18 protein-coding genes are annotated in these 17,302 nt (G+C 69.8%); 8 read left to right on the plus strand and 10 right to left on the minus strand.

All coding sequences use genetic code 11. From position 1 onward, the window contains the following. Position 1 precedes the first annotated feature (1 nt). Together H2041_RS00810 and H2041_RS00815 are read right to left on the minus strand one after the other, a co-directional pair. On the minus strand, positions 2–1,600 hold the full coding sequence (locus tag H2041_RS00810) for a peptide chain release factor 3 (RefSeq protein ID WP_293408414.1): 1,599 nt from the start codon (positions 1,598–1,600) through the stop codon (positions 2–4). A 63-nt stretch (positions 1,601–1,663) separates the two neighbouring features. After that, the gene (locus H2041_RS00815; protein WP_293408416.1) at positions 1,664–2,044 is read right to left on the minus strand and encodes a hypothetical protein; all 381 of its coding nucleotides are present in this window, start codon (positions 2,042–2,044) and stop codon (positions 1,664–1,666) included. 221 nt (positions 2,045–2,265) lie between these two features. On the opposite strand from H2041_RS00815, the gene H2041_RS00820 reads away from it, so the two are divergent. Next, entirely contained in the window at positions 2,266–2,754 is a 489-nt protein-coding gene (locus tag H2041_RS00820) for an NUDIX domain-containing protein (RefSeq protein WP_293408418.1), read from the plus strand. Positions 2,755–2,819: 65 nt separating this feature from the next. On the opposite strand, the gene H2041_RS00825 is transcribed toward H2041_RS00820, so the two are convergent. Both H2041_RS00825 and H2041_RS00830 read right to left on the minus strand, forming a co-directional pair. Beyond that, positions 2,820–3,269 carry a GNAT family N-acetyltransferase gene (locus H2041_RS00825; RefSeq protein ID WP_293408420.1) on the minus strand — a complete coding sequence of 150 codons (450 nt, stop codon included), beginning with the start codon at positions 3,267–3,269 and terminating at the stop codon, positions 2,820–2,822. A gap of 39 nt (positions 3,270–3,308) precedes the next feature. Beyond that, entirely contained in the window at positions 3,309–3,641 is a 333-nt protein-coding gene (locus tag H2041_RS00830; protein WP_293408787.1) for a DUF1491 family protein, read from the minus strand. Positions 3,642–3,807: 166 nt separating this feature from the next. Between H2041_RS00830 and H2041_RS00835 the strand changes: the two genes are divergently transcribed. Beyond that, a complete protein-coding gene (locus H2041_RS00835) occupies positions 3,808–4,662 on the plus strand; it encodes a hypothetical protein (protein WP_293408422.1) in 855 nt (284 codons plus the stop codon). A 1-nt stretch (position 4,663) separates the two neighbouring features. Here H2041_RS00835 and H2041_RS00840 read toward each other — a convergent pair whose 3' ends face one another. Then, complete coding sequence (locus H2041_RS00840; protein WP_293408424.1) at positions 4,664–6,325, minus strand: HAMP domain-containing sensor histidine kinase; 1,662 nt, start codon at positions 6,323–6,325, stop codon at positions 4,664–4,666. A 148-nt stretch (positions 6,326–6,473) separates the two neighbouring features. On the opposite strand from H2041_RS00840, the gene H2041_RS00845 reads away from it, so the two are divergent. Beyond that, entirely contained in the window at positions 6,474–7,262 is a 789-nt protein-coding gene (locus H2041_RS00845; RefSeq protein ID WP_293408426.1) for a HAMP domain-containing sensor histidine kinase, read from the plus strand. Positions 7,263–7,310: 48 nt separating this feature from the next. After that, complete coding sequence (locus tag H2041_RS00850) at positions 7,311–7,745, plus strand: SufE family protein (RefSeq protein ID WP_293408428.1); 435 nt, start codon at positions 7,311–7,313, stop codon at positions 7,743–7,745. A 6-nt stretch (positions 7,746–7,751) separates the two neighbouring features. On the opposite strand, the gene H2041_RS00855 is transcribed toward H2041_RS00850, so the two are convergent. From H2041_RS00855 to H2041_RS00870, 4 genes are all read right to left on the minus strand, one after another. Next, positions 7,752–8,243: a PAS domain-containing protein gene (locus H2041_RS00855; protein ID WP_293408430.1), complete on the minus strand. Its 492-nt coding sequence runs from the start codon at positions 8,241–8,243 to the stop codon at positions 7,752–7,754. A 193-nt stretch (positions 8,244–8,436) separates the two neighbouring features. Next, complete coding sequence (locus tag H2041_RS00860) at positions 8,437–8,856, minus strand: MucR family transcriptional regulator (RefSeq protein WP_293408432.1); 420 nt, start codon at positions 8,854–8,856, stop codon at positions 8,437–8,439. 219 nt (positions 8,857–9,075) lie between these two features. After that, positions 9,076–10,296, minus strand: a complete 1,221-nt coding sequence (locus tag H2041_RS00865; protein WP_293408434.1) for a DUF2336 domain-containing protein — start codon at positions 10,294–10,296, stop codon at positions 9,076–9,078. Positions 10,297–10,346: 50 nt separating this feature from the next. After that, a complete protein-coding gene (locus H2041_RS00870) occupies positions 10,347–11,240 on the minus strand; it encodes a crotonase/enoyl-CoA hydratase family protein (RefSeq protein ID WP_293408436.1) in 894 nt (297 codons plus the stop codon). 151 nt (positions 11,241–11,391) lie between these two features. Between H2041_RS00870 and H2041_RS00875 the strand changes: the two genes are divergently transcribed. Together H2041_RS00875 and H2041_RS00880 are read left to right on the plus strand one after the other, a co-directional pair. Beyond that, a complete protein-coding gene (locus H2041_RS00875; RefSeq protein WP_293408438.1) occupies positions 11,392–12,930 on the plus strand; it encodes an acyl-CoA synthetase in 1,539 nt (512 codons plus the stop codon). 84 nt (positions 12,931–13,014) lie between these two features. Further along, the gene (locus H2041_RS00880; protein ID WP_293408440.1) at positions 13,015–13,464 is read left to right on the plus strand and encodes a MaoC family dehydratase; all 450 of its coding nucleotides are present in this window, start codon (positions 13,015–13,017) and stop codon (positions 13,462–13,464) included. 163 nt (positions 13,465–13,627) lie between these two features. Here the strand turns inward: H2041_RS00880 and H2041_RS00885 are convergent, their stop codons facing one another. Next, positions 13,628–14,461, minus strand: coding sequence for a serine protease (locus tag H2041_RS00885; RefSeq protein ID WP_293408442.1), 834 nt, complete (start codon positions 14,459–14,461; stop codon positions 13,628–13,630). Between the two features lie 193 nt (positions 14,462–14,654). Between H2041_RS00885 and H2041_RS00890 the strand changes: the two genes are divergently transcribed. Both H2041_RS00890 and H2041_RS00895 read left to right on the plus strand, forming a co-directional pair. Next, positions 14,655–16,757 (plus strand): S9 family peptidase, encoded by a 2,103-nt coding sequence (locus H2041_RS00890; protein WP_293408444.1) that lies wholly within the window; start codon positions 14,655–14,657, stop codon positions 16,755–16,757. Beyond that, the gene (locus tag H2041_RS00895; RefSeq protein WP_293408445.1) at positions 16,754–17,299 is read left to right on the plus strand and encodes a GNAT family N-acetyltransferase; all 546 of its coding nucleotides are present in this window, start codon (positions 16,754–16,756) and stop codon (positions 17,297–17,299) included. Before H2041_RS00890 ends, H2041_RS00895 begins: the two co-directional genes overlap by 4 nt. Positions 17,300–17,302 lie beyond the last annotated feature (3 nt).

Genomic DNA, 17,302 nt, shown 5'->3' on the forward strand with positions numbered 1-17,302 from the left:
CTTAAGCCCTCTCCTTGGAGCGCTCGAAACGCACCTTGGGATAGCGTTCGGCCACATAGCCGATCTCCCAGGCGGACTTGGCCAGGAAGACGGGCTGCTCGTCGATGTCGCTGGCCATGGCCCCCTTGTGCTTGCTGGCGAAGTCCTCGACGTCGGCCTTGTCCCCGCCCAGCCAGCGGGCCTCGGCATAGGGCGCGGGCTCGAAGGCGACTTCCAGCGCATATTCGTTGGCCAGGCGGTCGGCCATGACTTCGAACTGCAGCTGGCCCACGGCGCCGACGATGAAGTCGGCCCCGATATTGGGACGGAAGAGCTGGGTGACCCCCTCCTCGGCCAGGCCTTCCAGCGCCTTCTTCAGGTGCTTGGCCTTCAGCGGGTCCTTCACGCGCACGCGCTGGAGGATTTCGGGGGCGAAGTTGGGCAGGCCGGCGAAGCGCAGGGTCCCGCTCTCGGACAGGCTGTCGCCCACACGCAGCACGCCGTGGTTGGGAATGCCGATGACGTCGCCGGCGAAGGCCTCCTCGGCCAGTTCGCGGTCGGAAGCGAAGAACATGATGGGCGAGTTCACCGAGAGCTGCCGGCCGGTGTTCTGCACCTTCAGCTTCATGCCGCGGGTGAAGCGCCCCGAGGTCAGACGCAGGAAGGCGACCCGGTCGCGGTGGTTGGGGTCCATGTTCGCCTGGATCTTGAAGACGAAGCCGGAGACTTCCCGGTCGCCCGGCGCCACGTGGATCGCCTCGCCGTTCTTCGTCGCCGGCACGGCCTTGGGCGGCGGCGCATAGGCGCCGAGACCCTCCAGAAGCTGGGCGACGCCGAACTTGCGCAGGGCCGAGCCGAAGAAGACCGGCGTCATGTGCCCTTCCAGGAAGGACTGCGGGTCGAAGGGCTTGGAGGCTTCCTGCACCAGCATGGCGCCCTCCTCCACCTCGGCCTGCTCCTCGGGGTCGAGGTAGGAGACGATGGCGTTGCCGTGGAAGGCGATCGGGTCGGGATGGCCCTCCTCGTCGGCCGCGCTCTTCTTGGCGAAGGGCAGGAAGCGGTCGGCGCGCAGGTCGATCATGCCCTTGAAGCGGCCGCCCGAACCGGCCGGCCAGTAGAGCGGCGCGGGGTCGAGGGCGAGCTTGGAGGAGATCTCGTCCAGCAGCTCGAAGGGGTCCTGGGCCTCGCGGTCCATCTTGTTGATGAAGGTGACGATGGGGATGTCGCGCAGGCGGCAGACCTCGAACAGCTTCAGAGTCTGCGGCTCGATGCCCTTGGCGGCGTCCAGCACCATGACCGCGGCGTCGGCGGCCGTCAGCGTGCGGTAGGTGTCCTCGGAGAAGTCCTCGTGGCCCGGCGTGTCCAGCAGGTTGAACATCAGACCATCGTGGTCGAAGGTCATCACCGAGGCCGAGACGGAGATGCCCCGCTCGCGCTCGATCTTCATCCAGTCGGACCGGGTGCGGCGGTTCTCGCCGCGGGCGCGCACCTGACCGGCCGCGCGGATCGCCCCGCCGGCCAGCAGCAGGTTCTCGGTCAGCGTCGTCTTGCCGGCGTCGGGGTGGGAGATGATCGCAAAGGTGCGGCGGCGCGCGGCCTGGGCGGCGGGAGAGCTGGTCATCGGCGCGGGTTAGCGCGCCCTCCCCTTCAACGCAAACGGCGTCGTCTCGCCGGCGCCAAAACCTCAGGCGGCGAGCCGGCGCCAGACCTCGCGGTCGCAGGCCAGCATGTCGAGTCCGCCCTCGTCCTGGCGGTCCTTCAGCGCCTCCAGCGCGCTCGGCGTCAGCTCGGCGAAGCGCACGGTGACCTCCTCCGGCTCGGCGGCCTCGCCGGGCGCGACGAAGAGGGCGGCGGTGATGCTGGGCGCCTTGGCGTGGATCAGGGCCGCCAGCCGACGGGCGCGGTTCGGGCGCTCGATATGCAGCAGCGGCGTCTCGGCGTAGAGCTCCTGACCCATGCGCATGATCGACGGGAAGGACAGCGCCCGGAAGCGGTGCGCGGTCAGGCGCGGCGTCAGCTTCATCTCGGAGAGGTCCAGGACCACGTCGTTCATGAGGAAGAGCATCAGCCGCACGCCATTACTGTTGGGGGAATGGCCATCCTGCCCCCGCGCGGCTTTCGGTTCGGTGGACGAAGTCGGTTAACAGCTTGACTATAGGGCGATTGTGCTGGTCGGAGCCTTCGTGACCTGCTCCGGGCTCGAAGCCTCGTCACATGCCTCCAGTTATCTGTCCGCGACCCAAGTCCGCGGTAGCCATTCTGTGAAGGGCGCGAGAGGTCCGCAAAATGACAATCTCCCCACCCGGTCGCGTGCGCGTCCTGCTCATCTCCCCGGAACGCCGCCTCCTCTTGATCAAGGTGCGCAACACCATGCGCTCGGGCGCCGATAGCCCCTGCTGGATGTTGCCGGGGGGCGGGGTGGATGCTGGCGAGACCATCGCCGAAACCGCCGCCCGAGAGATCGCCGAGGAAACGGGCCTGACCGACGTGCGCCTGGGTCCCGTCATCTGGTACGGCGAGGACAGCCGGCGGAGCGGCGACTGGGGGGTCACTTTTCGCGAGCATTTCGTCATTGCTTTCGCCGACGAAGAACCGCTGACCAATGACGGCTGGACCGAGCACGAGCGGACGCAGATTCTTGAGATGCGCTGGTGGTCGGCGGCGGAACTTCGCGCGTGCGACGAGACGATCTATCCGCCCAACCTGCCCCTGGACCTCCAGGCCCTGCTGGACGGCGAATATCCCGAAGAGCTGATCGTCTTGCCGCCGATCTGACGCGGCTGAGCCTCCTCGACCTGGCCCCTTCGGATCGACCGATCAGTCAGGAGCGTCAGTGTCTGTCAGAGCTGGCGCTCTGAAGGGAGCTCCATCTTCACGGTTGGAATCCGGATGTCGCCATTCCTCACCAGATGGCTGTTTCCCACCACGACAAAGCCGCATCGCTCGTAGAAGAGCCTGGCGTTTAGCGTCGACTCCAAACGCACTGCGGCGTCAGGGACGCCGCGGGCTCCCGTCACGGCGAACTCCAGCAATCGTCGTCCGACGCCAGTCCTTGAGGCCCCGCCGGAGACGAAGAGCATCGAGATCAGTCCCGGGAAGAACTCGGTAAAGCCGACGGCTTCCGAATCCCGCTCCGCAATCCAAAGCGCGCCTGCCTGGATGGCCCCGAGGTAGTTCGCACCGGAGCGGCCGACGAACCAAGCCTCCAGTTGCTCTTCGCTGTAATGCGGCCGACAGAGCGCATTGACGGAGTCCACGTGGAGCCGAAACACAGTCTCCGCGTCGGCCATTCCGGCCCGCCGAAGCGTCAGCGGAGAGCGCACGGCCCCTCAGCCCTCCTCGACCGGTTCGGTGAGGAAGTGGCGGCCTTGCTTGTCCTCCACCTCGACGACCCAGATGTCGGGGTCGATGCGGGCGGCGCGGGCGATGTAGGCGTCGACCTCGGGCTCCTCGGTGGCGGCGGTCGGTCGCATCCAGACGCGTTCGCCGTCGCCGCGGGTGGCCTCGGCATAGAGGCGCACCGTGCGGTCGGAGAGGTTCACCGCCTTGACCAGCACCGCGCCGGCCCGCGCATCGCCCTTGCGCGCGACGACGCCGAAGCCGCCGGAGAGCTCGGCGCGGCGGATGAGGGCTGCGGCCCAGACGTCGGTGGAGAGGATCATGGCCGTCTTTTCCACCATCTGCGCGCCCGCGTCACGGCGCTAACCGAACGACAACCCCGCCCGGGCCATGGTGGCTGAAGCGGCCCTCGACGGTCGCGACAGAACAAAGACGAACGACGCGATGACGAGCCACCGCCAGAACCGGCGGCGTTCGGCGTCTCGATGGATGGGGATCTGGGCTGCGGCGCTCTTCGCCATGCCCGCCGCCGCGGCCGCCGGGCCGCTGGACCTCTATGTCGAGCGCACCGCCATGACCGCCGCCGACGCCCGATGCGGCCTGTTCGGCGAGGAGCTGCGCGCCGCCCTGGACGCGGGCCGGCTGCAGGCGCGCAACGCCGCCGTCCGCGCCGGCGCTGATCCCGAGGCCATCGCCCGGGCCGATCGGCAGGCGGTGGCCGCGGCCACCCGCAGCGCCTGCGACTCCGACAGCCTTCGCTCGGCCGCCGACCACGTGCGCGCCGCCTTCGACGGCTTTTCCCAGACACGCAGGATCACCTATCCCGGCGAGCGGGCCGACTGGCGGGCCGACCGCACCGCTGGCGGCGAACAGCACCGCTGGCGCCTGGCGCAGGACGCCGCCTTCGACGGCGGACGGATGGTCTTCGGCCTGGCCGGCCGCGACGGCCGTCCCGTGCTGCTGGCCCTGGCGAGCTTCGCCGACGGACGGACGCCCTATGCCGCACGCCTGGCGGTGCGCGACGTCGACCGCGCCGGACAACCCTATCTCGGCCTCGGCGCCCGCGCGGACCTTTCGGGACGACTGCCGCCGCCGGCCGCCCGCCGCACCTTCGCCGCCGAGGCGCGAAGCCGGGCGGGTCTGGACCTGATGCCGGAAACCATGACGTCCGGGTGGGCCTTCCGATTCCCGGCCGAGGCCGCCGCCACCCTGGCCGAGCTCGACCCGCGCGAGGCGGTGGCGGTGGAGTTCCTGTTCTCCGACGGGACGCCGGTGCGCCGGGCCTATGTCGAGGTGGGCGACTTCGCCGCCGGCCGCGCCTTCCTGCGGATGGCCGCGCGCTAAGCTAGGGCGCTTCGGCCGGAACCGCCGGCGCCGGGGCCTCGGCCTCCGCCAGGACGGGCATGCGGACCGTCACCGTCGTGCCCTCGCCCAGGGCGCTTTCGATGAACATGTCGCCGCCGTGCAGCTCGGCGAAGCTGCGGACCAGCGACAGGCCCAGGCCCGTGCCGACGGCGCGCTTCTCCGCATCGCCGGCCTGTTCGTAGGGCCGGCCCACACGAGCGGCGTCCTGCGCGCTCATGCCGGTTCCCGTGTCGGCCACCACCAGCTCCAGCTGCCCGCCCGCCGCCTGCAGGCCTACGGTCACCGCGCCGCCCCGCGGGGTAAACTTCAGCGCATTGGAGACGAGGTTCAGGGCGATCTGCTTCAGCGCCCGGCGGTCGGCGTCGATGTCCAGCGGCTCGCGCGGCAGCACGCCGCGCAACTGGACGCCGGCGCGGTCGGCCTGGCCACGCATCAGGCGCAGCACGGCGGTGATCGCCTCGCGCCCGTCGAACACCTCGCGGGCCAGGTCGAACCGTTCGGCCTCGATCTTCGACATGTCGAGCACGTCGTTGATCAGATCGAGCAGGTGGCCGCCGGACTCGTGGATCAGCTCGGCATATTCGGCGTAGCGGTCGGACAGCGGGCCGAAGAGCCGCGAGCGCATGATGTCCGAGAAGCCCATGATGGCGTTCAGCGGCGTGCGCAGTTCGTGGCTCATATTGGCCAGGAAGCGGGACTTGCCGGCGTTCTGCTGCTCGGCCTCGACCCGCGCGGCCTCCAGTACGGCTTCGCGCCGGCGCCGGGCGCCCGCATCCACGACGACGGCCAGGACGCGAAGCGGGCCGATGCGGCGCAGCCTCGCCTCGGCCATGCCCTCGGGGTCGGAGGCCGGGGTGAAGGCGCGTTCGGCCTGGCCGCGCGCACGCGCCTCGGCCATGGCCTCGACGAGAAGGTCCCGCTCGGCCGGCGCCGCCAGATGGGCGAAGGGCTGGCCCGCCAGGGTCATCGCGCCGGCGCCGTCGAGCGTCCGTCCGAAGGCCGCGGCGATGCGGCCGTCGGGCAGCAGGTCGAGCAGCAGGGCCGGCTGTTCGTCCGCCAGTCGGCGCAGCTTGCCCGCCTCCCCCAGGGCCGCGCGCTCCTGCTGCGCGAATCGGCGCGTGAGGCCCACGAGCCCGAGCGCGAGACCGCCCGCCACGGTGACGAGAGCCACGGCGCGCAGGAGTCCGGCGGCGGGCGGCGCCGGGGCGGCGACGCCGCCCAGCAGGCTGGAGAGCAGGCCAAGACCGAGCACGCCCAGCACGGCTGCGCCGGCCGCGGCGGTCAGGCGCGGGCGGCCGCTGACGGCGGCGAAGGCGAGCGGCGCCAGACACCAGACCCCGAGCGGGCCGAGCGCGCCCCCGCACAGCAGGACCGCCGCCGCAGCGGCCAGGGTCCAACAGACCAGCAGGGCCCGGCGGCCGCCGCGTCGGCCGCCGATCGCCAGTCCGAGGCCGGCGAGCGCGGGCAAGCCGCCGATCGCCAGCGCCGCGGCGCCGCGGCCGGCGTCGGCCCAGCCGGAGGCGAGCAGCACCACGACCCCGGCCACGCAGGCGGCGAGCCAGGCGGCGTTCCACCAGAAGCCCTCGGCGCTGGCGTTGACGGCGCCTCTGCGGGCGCGGACCTGTCGAGAGGGCGAATTCACGGCCGCGGAATCATGGGTTGCAACCCTGCAAGTCTATCGGCGAGGGCGCGAAACAGCGAATCCGCTCGCCCCGCGCGCGACGGGCGAAACGAAATCGTAAGCGCAGGGCCACACCGTGTCCCCTTCGCCGAAGGATGCGCCGCCCTCAATGGTTCCGCCTGCAAGCAAGCTCGCCGCCACGCCTCCGGAGCTCCCGGCCGAGCGCCGCGCCCGGGCGCGGGCGCGCATCGACGCCCGCAGCGAGGAGCAGCGGCGCTCCTTCCTGCGGATGGTCAGCCACGAACTGCGCACCCCGCTCAACTCGATCCTCGGCTTCTCGGAGCTGATCGCCGCCGAGTATTACGGTCCCGTCGGGGCGCCGGAGTACAAGGACTACGCCCGCATGATCGCCGAGAGCGGGCGCCGGCTGCTGGCCATTTCCAACCAGGTGCTGGAGATCGCCCGCCTGGAGAGCGGCACGGCCGACCTGGCTCATCGCCGGGAATCCCTGGACCACGCCCTCGACGACGTGCTGGACCTGCTTCACGAGGAGATCCGGACTCGGACGGCCTCGGTCCTGCGCGACGACGAGGGGCGCCTGCCGGACGTGATGGCCGACGCGCGGGGGCTGCGCACCGCGCTCGGCGCGCTCCTGTCCAACGCCCTCGCCTTCGGCCCCGAGGGCGGGGAGGTCCAGGTGACCGCCAGCCGTCGAGGACCATCGGTGATTCTGCACATCCTCGACCGCGGTCCGGGCGTGGCGTCGGAGGATCTGCCGCGCCTCCTGCGCCCCTTCGAACAGGGTCAGAACGCGCTGGTGCGCCAGACCCAGGGGGCGGGACTGGGCCTGCCGCTGGCCCACATGCTGTGCCAGGCGATGGGCGGCGGCCTGGTGCTGGGGCCGCGCGAAGGCGGGGGCCTTGAGGCCGCCGTCCGGCTCACCGCGGCGCCGGACTGAGCCGCAGCGGTTGCGCCGCCCGCGGCGGCGACTTAAGTCGCAGGGCTCATGGCCGACATCCAAGACTCCCTCGACGAACTCGCCGAAGAGTTCGACCTCCTCAGCGACTGGGAGGAGCGCTACCGCTATGTGATCGAGCTGGGCGGCGGCCTGGAGCCCCTGAGCGACGCCGAACGCTCGGAGGCGAACAAGGTGCGGGGCTGCGCCAGCCAGGTCTGGCTGGTCACGGAGCCTCAGCCCGACGGGACCGTGAAGTTCCGCGGCGACTCCGACGCCCACATCGTGCGGGGCCTCATCGCGGTGCTGCTGCGGCTCTATTCCGACCGTCGGCCGGCCGAGATCCTGGCGTTCGACCCCAAGGCGGCTTTCGAACGCCTGGGGCTTTCGGGCGCCCTGTCCACCCAGCGGTCGAACGGCCTGGCCTCCATGGCGGCGCGGATTCGCCGCGACGCCGAGGCCTTGGGCGCCGCCAACCGCCCGTAGGGCCGGTCAGGCGGCGCGTATGCCGCTGACCCCGGATTCGCTCTGCATGCCGACCACCGTGTCGTAGCCGAGGATCATATCCACGTCGCGGCCGTTGGAGGCCAGCGGCAGGCGCAGCCAGAGGATCGAGAGGTGGCCGGCGCCCCGCCAGGCGAGGCTGTGGACGCCGACGCCGGGCCGGCGTTCCTCGACCACAGCGGTCAGCTCCTGGCGCCAGTATTCCGCGGCCCCGGAATTATAGACCTCGGCCAGGCTGCGGCCGGTGATCTCGCGGCCATAGACGCCGTAGAGACCGGTGCCGGCGAGACGGACGCGAAAGGCGAGCGGGTCTCTCCGAACGTCGATCAGGCTGACGGTGGGCAACAGCCGCTTGAGGGCCGCAGGCTCGATGTCGGCGCGCGCAGGCAGCCGCGCGCCCCGGCGCAGCCCCGCCCAGTAGCTGTACATCTCCTCGTGCGCCCGCGCCGCCGCGGCCGATGCCCCAATCTGCGCCGCCATGCTCAGATTCCTTAACAACCCCTTGGAATCACGACGAATCACTTATCGCCCGTATGGCGAATCGAGGGCAAGCCGAAATCCGGCGGCTGCGACGAAGAATCCACCGAAGAGTCAATTTCCGGCGCCCCGAACGCAAACGCCCGCCTCCGGGGAGGCGGGCGTCCGCAGTCGGTATGTCAGGGGCCGCGGGAGATCAGCGCTTCTTGCGCGTGGTCTGCCGGCCGCCCTGGCCGAGGCCCATCTGCTTGGCGAGGTCCGAACGCGCCTTGGCGTAGTTCGGGGCGACCATCGGATAGTCCTTCGGCAGGCCCCACTTCGCCCGGTACTCTTCGGGGCTCATATTGTACTTGGTGCGCAGATGCCGCTTCAGCGACTTGAACTTGCGCCCATCTTCCAGGCAGATCAGGTAGTCCGGCGTGATCGAACGACGAACCGGCACGGCCGGCTCCTTCGGCGGAGCCTCCACCGCTTCCGGCGCCTGCGTAATTCCCGCGAGGGCGCGATGGACCGCCTGAATCAGGTTCGGGAGATCCGCCGCCGCCACCGAGTTGTTCCCGACATAGGCGGAAACGATATCGGCGGTCATCTCGATGACTTCAGTTTTTTCGTCCATTTCTTCTATCCAGAGCGGCGCCAACGGCACCCCAGAACATCTGATTCCGAGATCAGTTGTTCCGTAGTTATAGCCGCCAAGGAACGGAGACAAGAGGAATAACAGAAATTCGCGCTTTTGCTGAGCTTCGCCGCATGAACACAATCTCCCGTGGAGATTGTGGCGGGGGCCCGACGCGGGTTCAGCGGTCGGCGCAATCTATCGACGATCGGCGGCCGGCTAGTTCCTGCCGAATTCCTTGGAGAAGGCGAGCATCGCCGCGCGCTGAGGCAGGGAGTACTCATCGATGGCGTCCTCGTCGCCATCGCGGATCGCCTTAAGAAGATCCGGCGTCAGGGCCGAGGACAGCGACCAGTTCCAGTAACGCAGAACCGTCTGGGCCCGATCGACCGCCAGCATGTCGTAGATCAACAGGGTGCGCTCGTAGGCCGGGCTCGGCGCGCCGGTCTCGTCGGTCTCGGGGCGCCGCAGGCCTCGCCAGAGCGCGCGCAGGGCCGCCCGCGGCAGTCCGGTCGCCTTGCAGAGGATGGCCAGGGGCTCCCCCCCGGGATCGGTGAAGAGCTTGGCGCCGGTCATCGGCTTGAGGCCCGAGAGGTAGGAGATCTCTTCGGCCACCTCGCGCGTCATGCCGTGCTGGGCCGCGGCGATCGCCGCCTCCAGGCTGGTGAAGGGGCTCTTCTCGATGGCCGCGCGGTTGCGCTGGCGCCGCTCGATGAACTGCAGGGCCTTGCGCGAGAGCGGATCCTGCCAGCCTTCCTGGGCCGCCATCGGGAAGATGTCGCCGGCCGCGTCCTGCAGGATTTCGCGCGAGACGGCGAAGCGCTGAAGGATGGTCTTGCGGGCCTCGGCGTCCGCCCACCAGAAGAGCACATAGGCCTGGGCCGGACGGAGTTCGGGACGGCGCAGCAGCGGGCCGACCAGCTGCGGGGCGTCGCGGGTGACCGCGACCAGGGCCTCCAGGCTCGCATGTCCGATCTTCGCGTCCCGGTTGCCGACCACGGCTTCCATGACCGCGACCTCCCCCGAGGCGACGAGCGCCTCGACGACCACCTCGCTCACCGCCTTGCGCCCGGCGATCATCAGGCGGTGGTCGGGGCCGGACAGGCGCACGCAATCGACGAGGTCGGCGTCCGAGAGCGTTTCGCATTCGGTGAGCAGGGGCCGGGCCACTTCCGGCTCGTCGCGCATGAGCAGGCGGGCGAGCTGGGCCGGCACCTCGACCAGGCTGGACAGGCGGCGCGAGACGCGCTGCCGCTCCTCCGTGGAAGCCTCGCGCAGGATCTCGATCAGCAGGTCGGCGGTGACCGAACGCTCGAAGGCGTTCACCCGGCTCGACGGCAGGCAGACCACGTCGGCCAGCCGCTTCAGCAGCGCATGCCGCGCCCGGAAGCGCGGCGCCGGCGGGTCGTCCGGAGATGCGGCGGGCGAGGTCTGGCTCATCAGGACCGCGAGTCTGCCGCAGGGACGTTAACCTGCGGTTTGCGAACCCCTCAGGCGAAGGGAGGCGCCGACCAGCCCGGCCAGATGTCGGGCAGGTCCTGCGACACACGGTTGGGGAAGTCCGCCGGGCGCTTCTCCAGGAACGAGCTGACGCCTTCGGCGGAGTCGGCGGAGGCGCCGCGGGCCTGGATGGCGCGGCTGTCGTGGCGATGGGCGATCATCGGATGCTCGGCGCCGGCCATCCGCCACATCAGCTGGCGGGTCAGGGCGACGGAGACCGGCGCGGCGTTGTCGGCGATCTCGCGGGCCAGGGCGCGCGCCGCCGGCAGCAGTTCGTCGGGGGCGTGCAGGGAGCGCACGAGGCCGCCGTCGAGCGCCTCCTGCGCGCCGAAGACGCGGCCGGTGTAGCACCACTCCAGGGCCGTCGGCATGCCCACGAGCCTGGGCAGGAACCAGGAGGAGCAGGCCTCCGGCGTGACGCCGCGGCGGGCGAAGACGAAACCGAAGCGCGCCTCGGTGGAGGCCAGCCGGATGTCCATGGGGAGTTGCATGGTGGCGCCGACCCCGACGGCGGCCCCGTTCACCGCGGCGATCACGGGCTTCAGGCTCTCGAAGATGCGCAGGACGACCAGTCCGCCGCCGTCGCGATAGACGCCGGCCTCCGTCCGCTCCGCCAGGTTGCCGCTGTCGCGCTGGGCGTAGTCGAAGGTCGAGGCGCCCCCGGAGAGGTCCGCGCCGGCGCAGAAGCCGCGGCCGGCGCCGGTGACGATCACCGCCCGCACCGCATCCTCCGCGTCGGTGACATCGAAGGCGGCGATCAGCTCCTTGTTCATGACCACGTTGAAAGCATTGAGCTTGTCGGGCCGGTTGAGCGTCAGGGTGGCGACGCCCTCCTCCAGCTCCAGCTTGAGGGTCTCGAATTTCGCGAGCGTCTTGGCGGACATGGGGGGCCTCCGGCGTTTCCAGGCTTTTTCACCATACCGGCCGCTTGACGGACGGGAGGTCAAGCACCCCATCATCAGATGAACAGCGATAAGCTGAGATGCGCCGACGGGCCCGCGAGAGGCCCGCGCCGCCGGAGGAAACAGAGGACCCATGCATCCGTCGCATCACGCGAAAAGCCACCCCGACCGCGCCGCCTATGTGATGGGGAGCTCGGGCGAGACCGTCACCTACGGCCAGCTGGAGGCCCGATCGAACCAGGGGGCGCACCTCTTCCGATCGCTCGGCCTGAAGGCGGGCGACGTCATCGCCATCCTGATGGAGAACCATCCGCGCTTCTTCGAGGTGGCCTGGGCCGCCCAGCGGGCGGGCCTCTACTACGCCTGCATCTCGTCCAAGCTGACGGCGGGCGAGATCGACTACATCATGAAGGACTGCGAGGCGCAGGCCCTGATCACCTCGGCCGGCGTCGGCCCGGTGGTCGATGAACTGCCCGCCCTGCTGCCCGGCGTGAAGCTCTACATGGTGGGCGAGGCGCGCGCGCCCTACGAGAGCTTCGAGGCGGCGCGCGCCGACATGCCGGAGACGCCGATCGCCGACGAGACGGCGGGTTCGGACATGCTCTACTCCTCCGGCACCACCGGCCGGCCCAAGGGGATCAAGCCGCCGCTGACCGGCGGCCCGATCGATGCGCCCAACGCCCTGTCCATGATGGCCGAGCACATCTTCGGCTTCCCGCCGGACGGGGTCTATCTGTCGCCGGCCCCGCTCTACCACGCCGCGCCCCTGCGCTGGTGCATGGGATACCAGCGGCTCGGCGGCACGGTGGTCGTGATGGAGAAGTTCGATCCCGAGCACGCGCTCGGCCTGATCGAGAAGTATCGCGTCGACTGCGGCCAGTTCGTCCCGACCCACTTCGTGCGCATGCTCAAGCTGCCGCCGGAGGTGCGCGCCCGCTACGACGTCTCCTCGCTGAAGTCGGCGGTCCACGCCGCAGCCCCCTGCCCCATCCCGGTGAAGGAGCAGATGATGGACTGGTGGGGCCCGGTCATTCACGAATACTACGCCGGCAGCGAGGGCAACGGCTTCTGCCACATCGGCCCGCACGACTGGCTGACCCACAAGGGCTCGGTGGGCAAGGGCACGACCGCCGAGGTGAAGATCTGCGGCGAGGACGGCGAGCCCCTGCCGCCGCGCACCGAGGGCGTCGTCTATTTCTCCGGCGGGGCGCCGCTGAGCTACCACAATGCGCCCGAGAAGGTGGCCGAGAACACCAACAGGCACGGCTGGACCACGCTCGGCGATGTCGGCTGGCTGGACGAGGAGGGCTTCCTCTACCTCACCGACCGCAAGAGCTTCATGATCATCTCCGGCGGGGTGAACATCTATCCGCAGGAGGTCGAGAACCTGCTGGTCACCCACCCGAAGGTGGCCGACGCGGCCGTGGTCGGCGCCCCTGACGACGAGATGGGGGAGAAGGTGGTGGCCGTCATCCAGCCCATGGACTGGAACGCCGCCGGCGACGAGCTGCGCAGCGAACTCATGGCCTTCTGCCGCGCCAACCTCTCCCACGTGAAGGCGCCGCGCGTGCTGGACTTCATGCAGGAACTGCCCCGCCACCCGACCGGCAAGCTCTACAAGCGGCTCATCCGCGACGCCTACTGGGGCAAGGAGGGTTCGAAGATCGTCTGAGGCCTTTCACGTTCGCGCCCTTGCCGGGGGCGCGGCGCGTGCTAGACCGCGAACACCTGTTTCAAACCCTTGAGGGAGCAAGCGATGAACCCGGTGGAAGTGAAGGACCTGCCCGGCCTGGTCGGTCAGGAAGTCGGCGTGTCGGACTGGGTGCAGATCACCCAGGAGCGCGTGAACCAGTTCGCCGAGGCCACCGGCGACCATCAGTGGATCCACGTGGACGTGGAGCGCGCCACCAAGGAGATCGGCGGCCCGATCGCCCACGGCTATCTGACCCTGTCGCTGATCCCCTTCCTGGGCGCCGGCATGCTGCCGATCAAGGGCGTGACCCGGGGGATCAACTACGGTTCCGACAAGGTCCGCTTCATCAACATGGTGCGCGTCGGCAAGCGCGTGCGCATGCGCCAGAAGCTGATCGGCGCCGAGCCCAAGGCCGGCGGCATGCAGATCAAGAACGAGTGCACCATCGAGATCGAAGGCGAGGACAAGCCCGCCTGCATCGCCGAGACGATCTCGATCGTCTACACCGGCTGAGCCGTCCCGCTCGGACGAACGACAAAGGCCCGGGGCGACCCGGGCCTTTTTTCGTACGTGGCCCAGGACAGGCGTGCTTGACGCGAGGGTCCATGAATACGGGTCGGATCAAGACCGACGATGACGTCGAGAGAAACGCGGCTGTCCGTTCGGGCGCCCCGCCCTACGGATCGTCGGACACCGCCTCCAGCGCCGAGGCCGCCTTGGCGCCGCCCACTTCGCTATAGGCCTCGGCCACCGTCACCGGCGCCAGCGGGTCGTCCATCAGGGCCAGGGTCTCGCGGATGTAGCGGGCGTGGGTGACGATGCCGATCTCCAGCCGCTCGTTGTTCAGCTCCACCTGCTGGGTGAGCAGACCGGCGATGAACTGCACCTCCTGGGCCTCGCTCGACCCCGGGCGGCGGCGCGCCCCCTCGGCCATGAAGACCGGACCGCCGGAATTGCCCGGGAAGACGGTGAAGTCGAGCAGGAAGGTCGGGAAGGCCTTGGACGGCGCCAGCGGGAACGAGGCGACGCGGCCGGAGCGCAGGATGGGGAAGCCCGCCGGATTGGCCGCCAGGCCCCGCGGGAAGCCGAGCGCCATCATCTCGTCGCCCGCCCCGACCGCATAGGAGGTGAAGGTCTCGTCGCCGGCCAGCCAGTCCAGCGGAATGGCCGCCTTGGCGAACTTCTCGGGCGCCGTGATCTCGATCACCGCCACGTCGCGGTTCGGATGCTGGGTCCAGAGCGGATTGCCGCCGCTGTCGCGGATGTCGAACTTCTGCGGGCTGTAGCGCCAGGAATGGTCCGGATTCTCCACCCGGTAGCCGATCTTGGCCTGGACATTGGGCATGCGCTGCAGGACGTGGCCCGCGGTGACCAGCACCGTCCGCGGCCGCCCGTCGGGCGCCGGCGCGTTGATCAGGAACCCGGTGCCCACCGTGCGCGTTCCATCGCCCAGCGGCTGTTCGACCTGAACGGTTGCGTGGATCAGCTCTACGGAGAGATCCCAGACCATGACGCCCTCGACTACTCGTCCCGACTTGGGGCGGAGTGAATCAGAGGGCGTGCGCCCAAACAAGACGCGACCCTGTGAGCGGGGCGCGTTCTAATGCCGCGCGCCCATGCCTTCAGCAGGAAATCTGTCCGCCGCGGGGGGCGCGCGACCGCTGCCGCTTGAGGCGGGCGACCGTTCGTCGCATCTAGCGGACATGAGCAATCCCCTCACCCCGCCCGTCGCGCCCAAGCATCCCAAGACCTTCGAACAGCTCGGCCGCACGCGGACCGACGACTATGCCTGGATGAAGGACGAGGCCTGGCAACAGGTGCTGCGCGATCCGTCCAAGCTGCGCAGCGACATCCGCGAGCACCTGAACGCCGAGAACGCCTACACCAAGGCCATGCTGGCGAGCACCGAGGCCCTGCAGGCGCAGATGTTCGCGGAGATGAAGGGGCGCATCAAGGAGGACGACTCCTCCGTCCCCACGCCGGACGGGCCGTGGGAATACTATGTCCGCTACGAACAGGGCGCCGAGCATCCGATCCGCGCGCGCCGCCCCCGCGGCGGCGAGGTGGGCGAGGAGATCCTGCTGGACGAGGCCGCGCTGGCCAAGGGCAAGGCCTACTTCCAGGTGGGCGCGGCCGGCCACAGCCCCGACCATGCGCTCTATGCCTGGGCCGCCGACGAGCAGGGCTCGGAGTACTACACTGTCCGGGTGAAGGACCTGGCGACGGGCGAGGAACTCGGCGCGCCGGCGGAGAGCGCCTATGGCGACTTCACCTTCTCGCCGGACTCCCAGTGGCTCTTCTGGATCTGGCGCGACGAGAACGCCCGCCCGGTGAAGGTCTTCCGCCGCCCCGCGCGCGGCGGCGACGACGTGCTGGTCTATGAGGAGACTGACGAAGGCATGTTCCTGGGCGTCGGAACGACCTCGGACGACGCCTACGTCACCATCCATGTGGGCAACCAGGAAACCACCGAGATCTGGATCATTCCCGGCGCCGAGCCCACCGCCGACCCGGCCTGCGCGGAGCGCCGGTCCGAGGGCGTGCGCTACGAGATCGACCACTGGGGCGACCGCTGGGTGATCCGCACCAACGCCGACGGGGCGGTGGACTTCAAGCTCTGCGTCTCGACCGAGCCCCTGCCGGCGCGGGCGACCTGGCGCGACTTCGTGCCCCATGAGCCGGGCCGCTACATCACGGGCTTCGCCGCCTACGCCCATCACCTTGTGCGGATGGAGCGGGTGAATGCGCTCGACCGCATCGTCATCATGACCCGCGACGGGGGCGAGGACATCGTCGCCTTCGACGAGGAGGCCTACGCCCTGCATCTCGAGGGCGGGCTCGAGTACGAGACCGCCACCACCCGTTTCGTCTACCAGTCGCCGACGACGCCGCGCCAGTGGTTCGACTACGACATGCTCACGGGCCAGCGGACCCTGCGCAAGACGCAGGAAATCCCCTCCGGCCACGACGCCTCGCAATATGTGGCGCGGCGGCTCTACGCCCGTGCGGCCGACGGCGCCCAGGTGCCGGTCACCCTGCTGATGCGCAAGGACACGCCGACCGACGGTTCCGCGCCGGTCATGCTCTATGGTTACGGCTCCTACGGGCACGCGATGGAGCCGACCTTCTCCATCCGCAACCTCTCCCTGGTGGACCGCGGCTGGATCTGGGCCACGGCCCATATCCGCGGCGGCTCGGACAAGGGCTGGGGCTGGTTCATGGACGGGCGGAAGGACAAGAAGACCAACACCTTCACCGACTTCATCGCCTGCGCCGAGCATCTGATCGGCGAAGGCCTGGCGACCAAGGGCAAGATCGCGGCCTATGGCGGTTCGGCCGGCGGCATGCTGATGGGCGCCGTCGCCAACATGCGGCCCGACCTGTGGGGCGCGATCATCGCCGCCGTCCCCTTCGTCGACGTGCTGAACACCATGAGCGACGACACCCTGCCCCTCACCCCGCCGGAATGGCCGGAGTGGGGCAATCCGCTGACCGACCCCGGCGCCTATGACCGCATCGCCTCCTACAGCCCCTACGACCAGGTGGGCGCAAAGGCCTATCCGCCCATTCTCGCCACCGGCGGCCTGTCGGACCCGCGGGTGACCTACTGGGAGCCGGCCAAGTGGGTGGCGAAGCTGCGCGAGCACACCACGGGCGAGGCGCCGATCCTTCTGAAGATCAACATGGAGGCCGGCCACGGCGGCGCCTCGGGCCGCTTCGACTTTCTGAAGGAGATCGCGCTGGACTACGCCTTCGCCGTCTGGGCGATGGAGAAGGGCTGGATGAAGGAGGCCGTGAGCCGATGATCGTTCGCCCGGCCGAGAGCCGCGACATGGCGGCGCTGGCCGCCATCTACGGCCACCATGTGCTGCACGGCTTCGGCACCTTCGAAGAGGTCCCGCCGAGCGCAGACGAACTGGAGGCGCGCCGCCAGGCGGTGGTGGCCCGCGGCCTGCCCTATCTGCTGGCCGAGGAAGCGGGTCGTGTGCTGGGCTTCGCCTATGCCGGCCCCTTCCGTCCGCGCGCCGCCTATCGCTACACGGTGGAGGACAGCGTCTACATCGCGCCCGACATGCAGGGACGCGGCGTCGGCAAGGCGGTTCTCTCCGCGGTGATCGCGGCCTGCGAGTCCCTCGGAATCCGCCAGGTCGTCGCCGTCATCGGCGATTCCGGCAACGCGGGCTCCATCGGCCTGCACAGGTCGCTGGGCTTCCGGCAGCAAGGCGTCGGCGAAGGCTTCGGCTACAAGCACGGCCGCTGGGTCGACATCGTCTGGATGCAGAAGGCGCTGAACGGCGGAACCGGCCGCGAACCCGACGCGCCGGGTCTGGTCTTGAGCGGCGTCTAAGGT

It is taken from the genome of Phenylobacterium sp. (assembly GCF_013911965.1).
In the GTDB taxonomy this organism is placed as follows: domain Bacteria; phylum Pseudomonadota; class Alphaproteobacteria; order Caulobacterales; family Caulobacteraceae; genus Phenylobacterium.

What these genes read in the sequence shown, in the direction of transcription:
- H2041_RS00810 (WP_293408414.1), bottom strand. Translation starts at nt 1,600, where the DNA reads ATGACCAGCTCTCCCGCCGCCCAGGCCGCGCGCCGCCGCACCTTTGCG.
- H2041_RS00815 (WP_293408416.1), bottom strand. Translation starts at nt 2,044, where the DNA reads ATGCTCTTCCTCATGAACGACGTGGTCCTGGACCTCTCCGAGATGAAG.
- H2041_RS00820 (WP_293408418.1), top strand. Translation starts at nt 2,266, where the DNA reads ATGACAATCTCCCCACCCGGTCGCGTGCGCGTCCTGCTCATCTCCCCG.
- H2041_RS00825 (WP_293408420.1), bottom strand. Translation starts at nt 3,269, where the DNA reads ATGGCCGACGCGGAGACTGTGTTTCGGCTCCACGTGGACTCCGTCAAT.
- H2041_RS00830 (WP_293408787.1), bottom strand. Translation starts at nt 3,641, where the DNA reads ATGATCCTCTCCACCGACGTCTGGGCCGCAGCCCTCATCCGCCGCGCC.
- H2041_RS00835 (WP_293408422.1), top strand. Translation starts at nt 3,808, where the DNA reads ATGGGGATCTGGGCTGCGGCGCTCTTCGCCATGCCCGCCGCCGCGGCC.
- H2041_RS00845 (WP_293408426.1), top strand. Translation starts at nt 6,474, where the DNA reads ATGGTTCCGCCTGCAAGCAAGCTCGCCGCCACGCCTCCGGAGCTCCCG.
- H2041_RS00850 (WP_293408428.1), top strand. Translation starts at nt 7,311, where the DNA reads ATGGCCGACATCCAAGACTCCCTCGACGAACTCGCCGAAGAGTTCGAC.
- H2041_RS00855 (WP_293408430.1), bottom strand. Translation starts at nt 8,243, where the DNA reads ATGGCGGCGCAGATTGGGGCATCGGCCGCGGCGGCGCGGGCGCACGAG.
- H2041_RS00860 (WP_293408432.1), bottom strand. Translation starts at nt 8,856, where the DNA reads ATGGACGAAAAAACTGAAGTCATCGAGATGACCGCCGATATCGTTTCC.
- H2041_RS00865 (WP_293408434.1), bottom strand. Translation starts at nt 10,296, where the DNA reads ATGAGCCAGACCTCGCCCGCCGCATCTCCGGACGACCCGCCGGCGCCG.
- H2041_RS00870 (WP_293408436.1), bottom strand. Translation starts at nt 11,240, where the DNA reads ATGTCCGCCAAGACGCTCGCGAAATTCGAGACCCTCAAGCTGGAGCTG.
- H2041_RS00875 (WP_293408438.1), top strand. Translation starts at nt 11,392, where the DNA reads ATGCATCCGTCGCATCACGCGAAAAGCCACCCCGACCGCGCCGCCTAT.
- H2041_RS00880 (WP_293408440.1), top strand. Translation starts at nt 13,015, where the DNA reads ATGAACCCGGTGGAAGTGAAGGACCTGCCCGGCCTGGTCGGTCAGGAA.
- H2041_RS00885 (WP_293408442.1), bottom strand. Translation starts at nt 14,461, where the DNA reads ATGGTCTGGGATCTCTCCGTAGAGCTGATCCACGCAACCGTTCAGGTC.
- H2041_RS00890 (WP_293408444.1), top strand. Translation starts at nt 14,655, where the DNA reads ATGAGCAATCCCCTCACCCCGCCCGTCGCGCCCAAGCATCCCAAGACC.
- H2041_RS00895 (WP_293408445.1), top strand. Translation starts at nt 16,754, where the DNA reads ATGATCGTTCGCCCGGCCGAGAGCCGCGACATGGCGGCGCTGGCCGCC.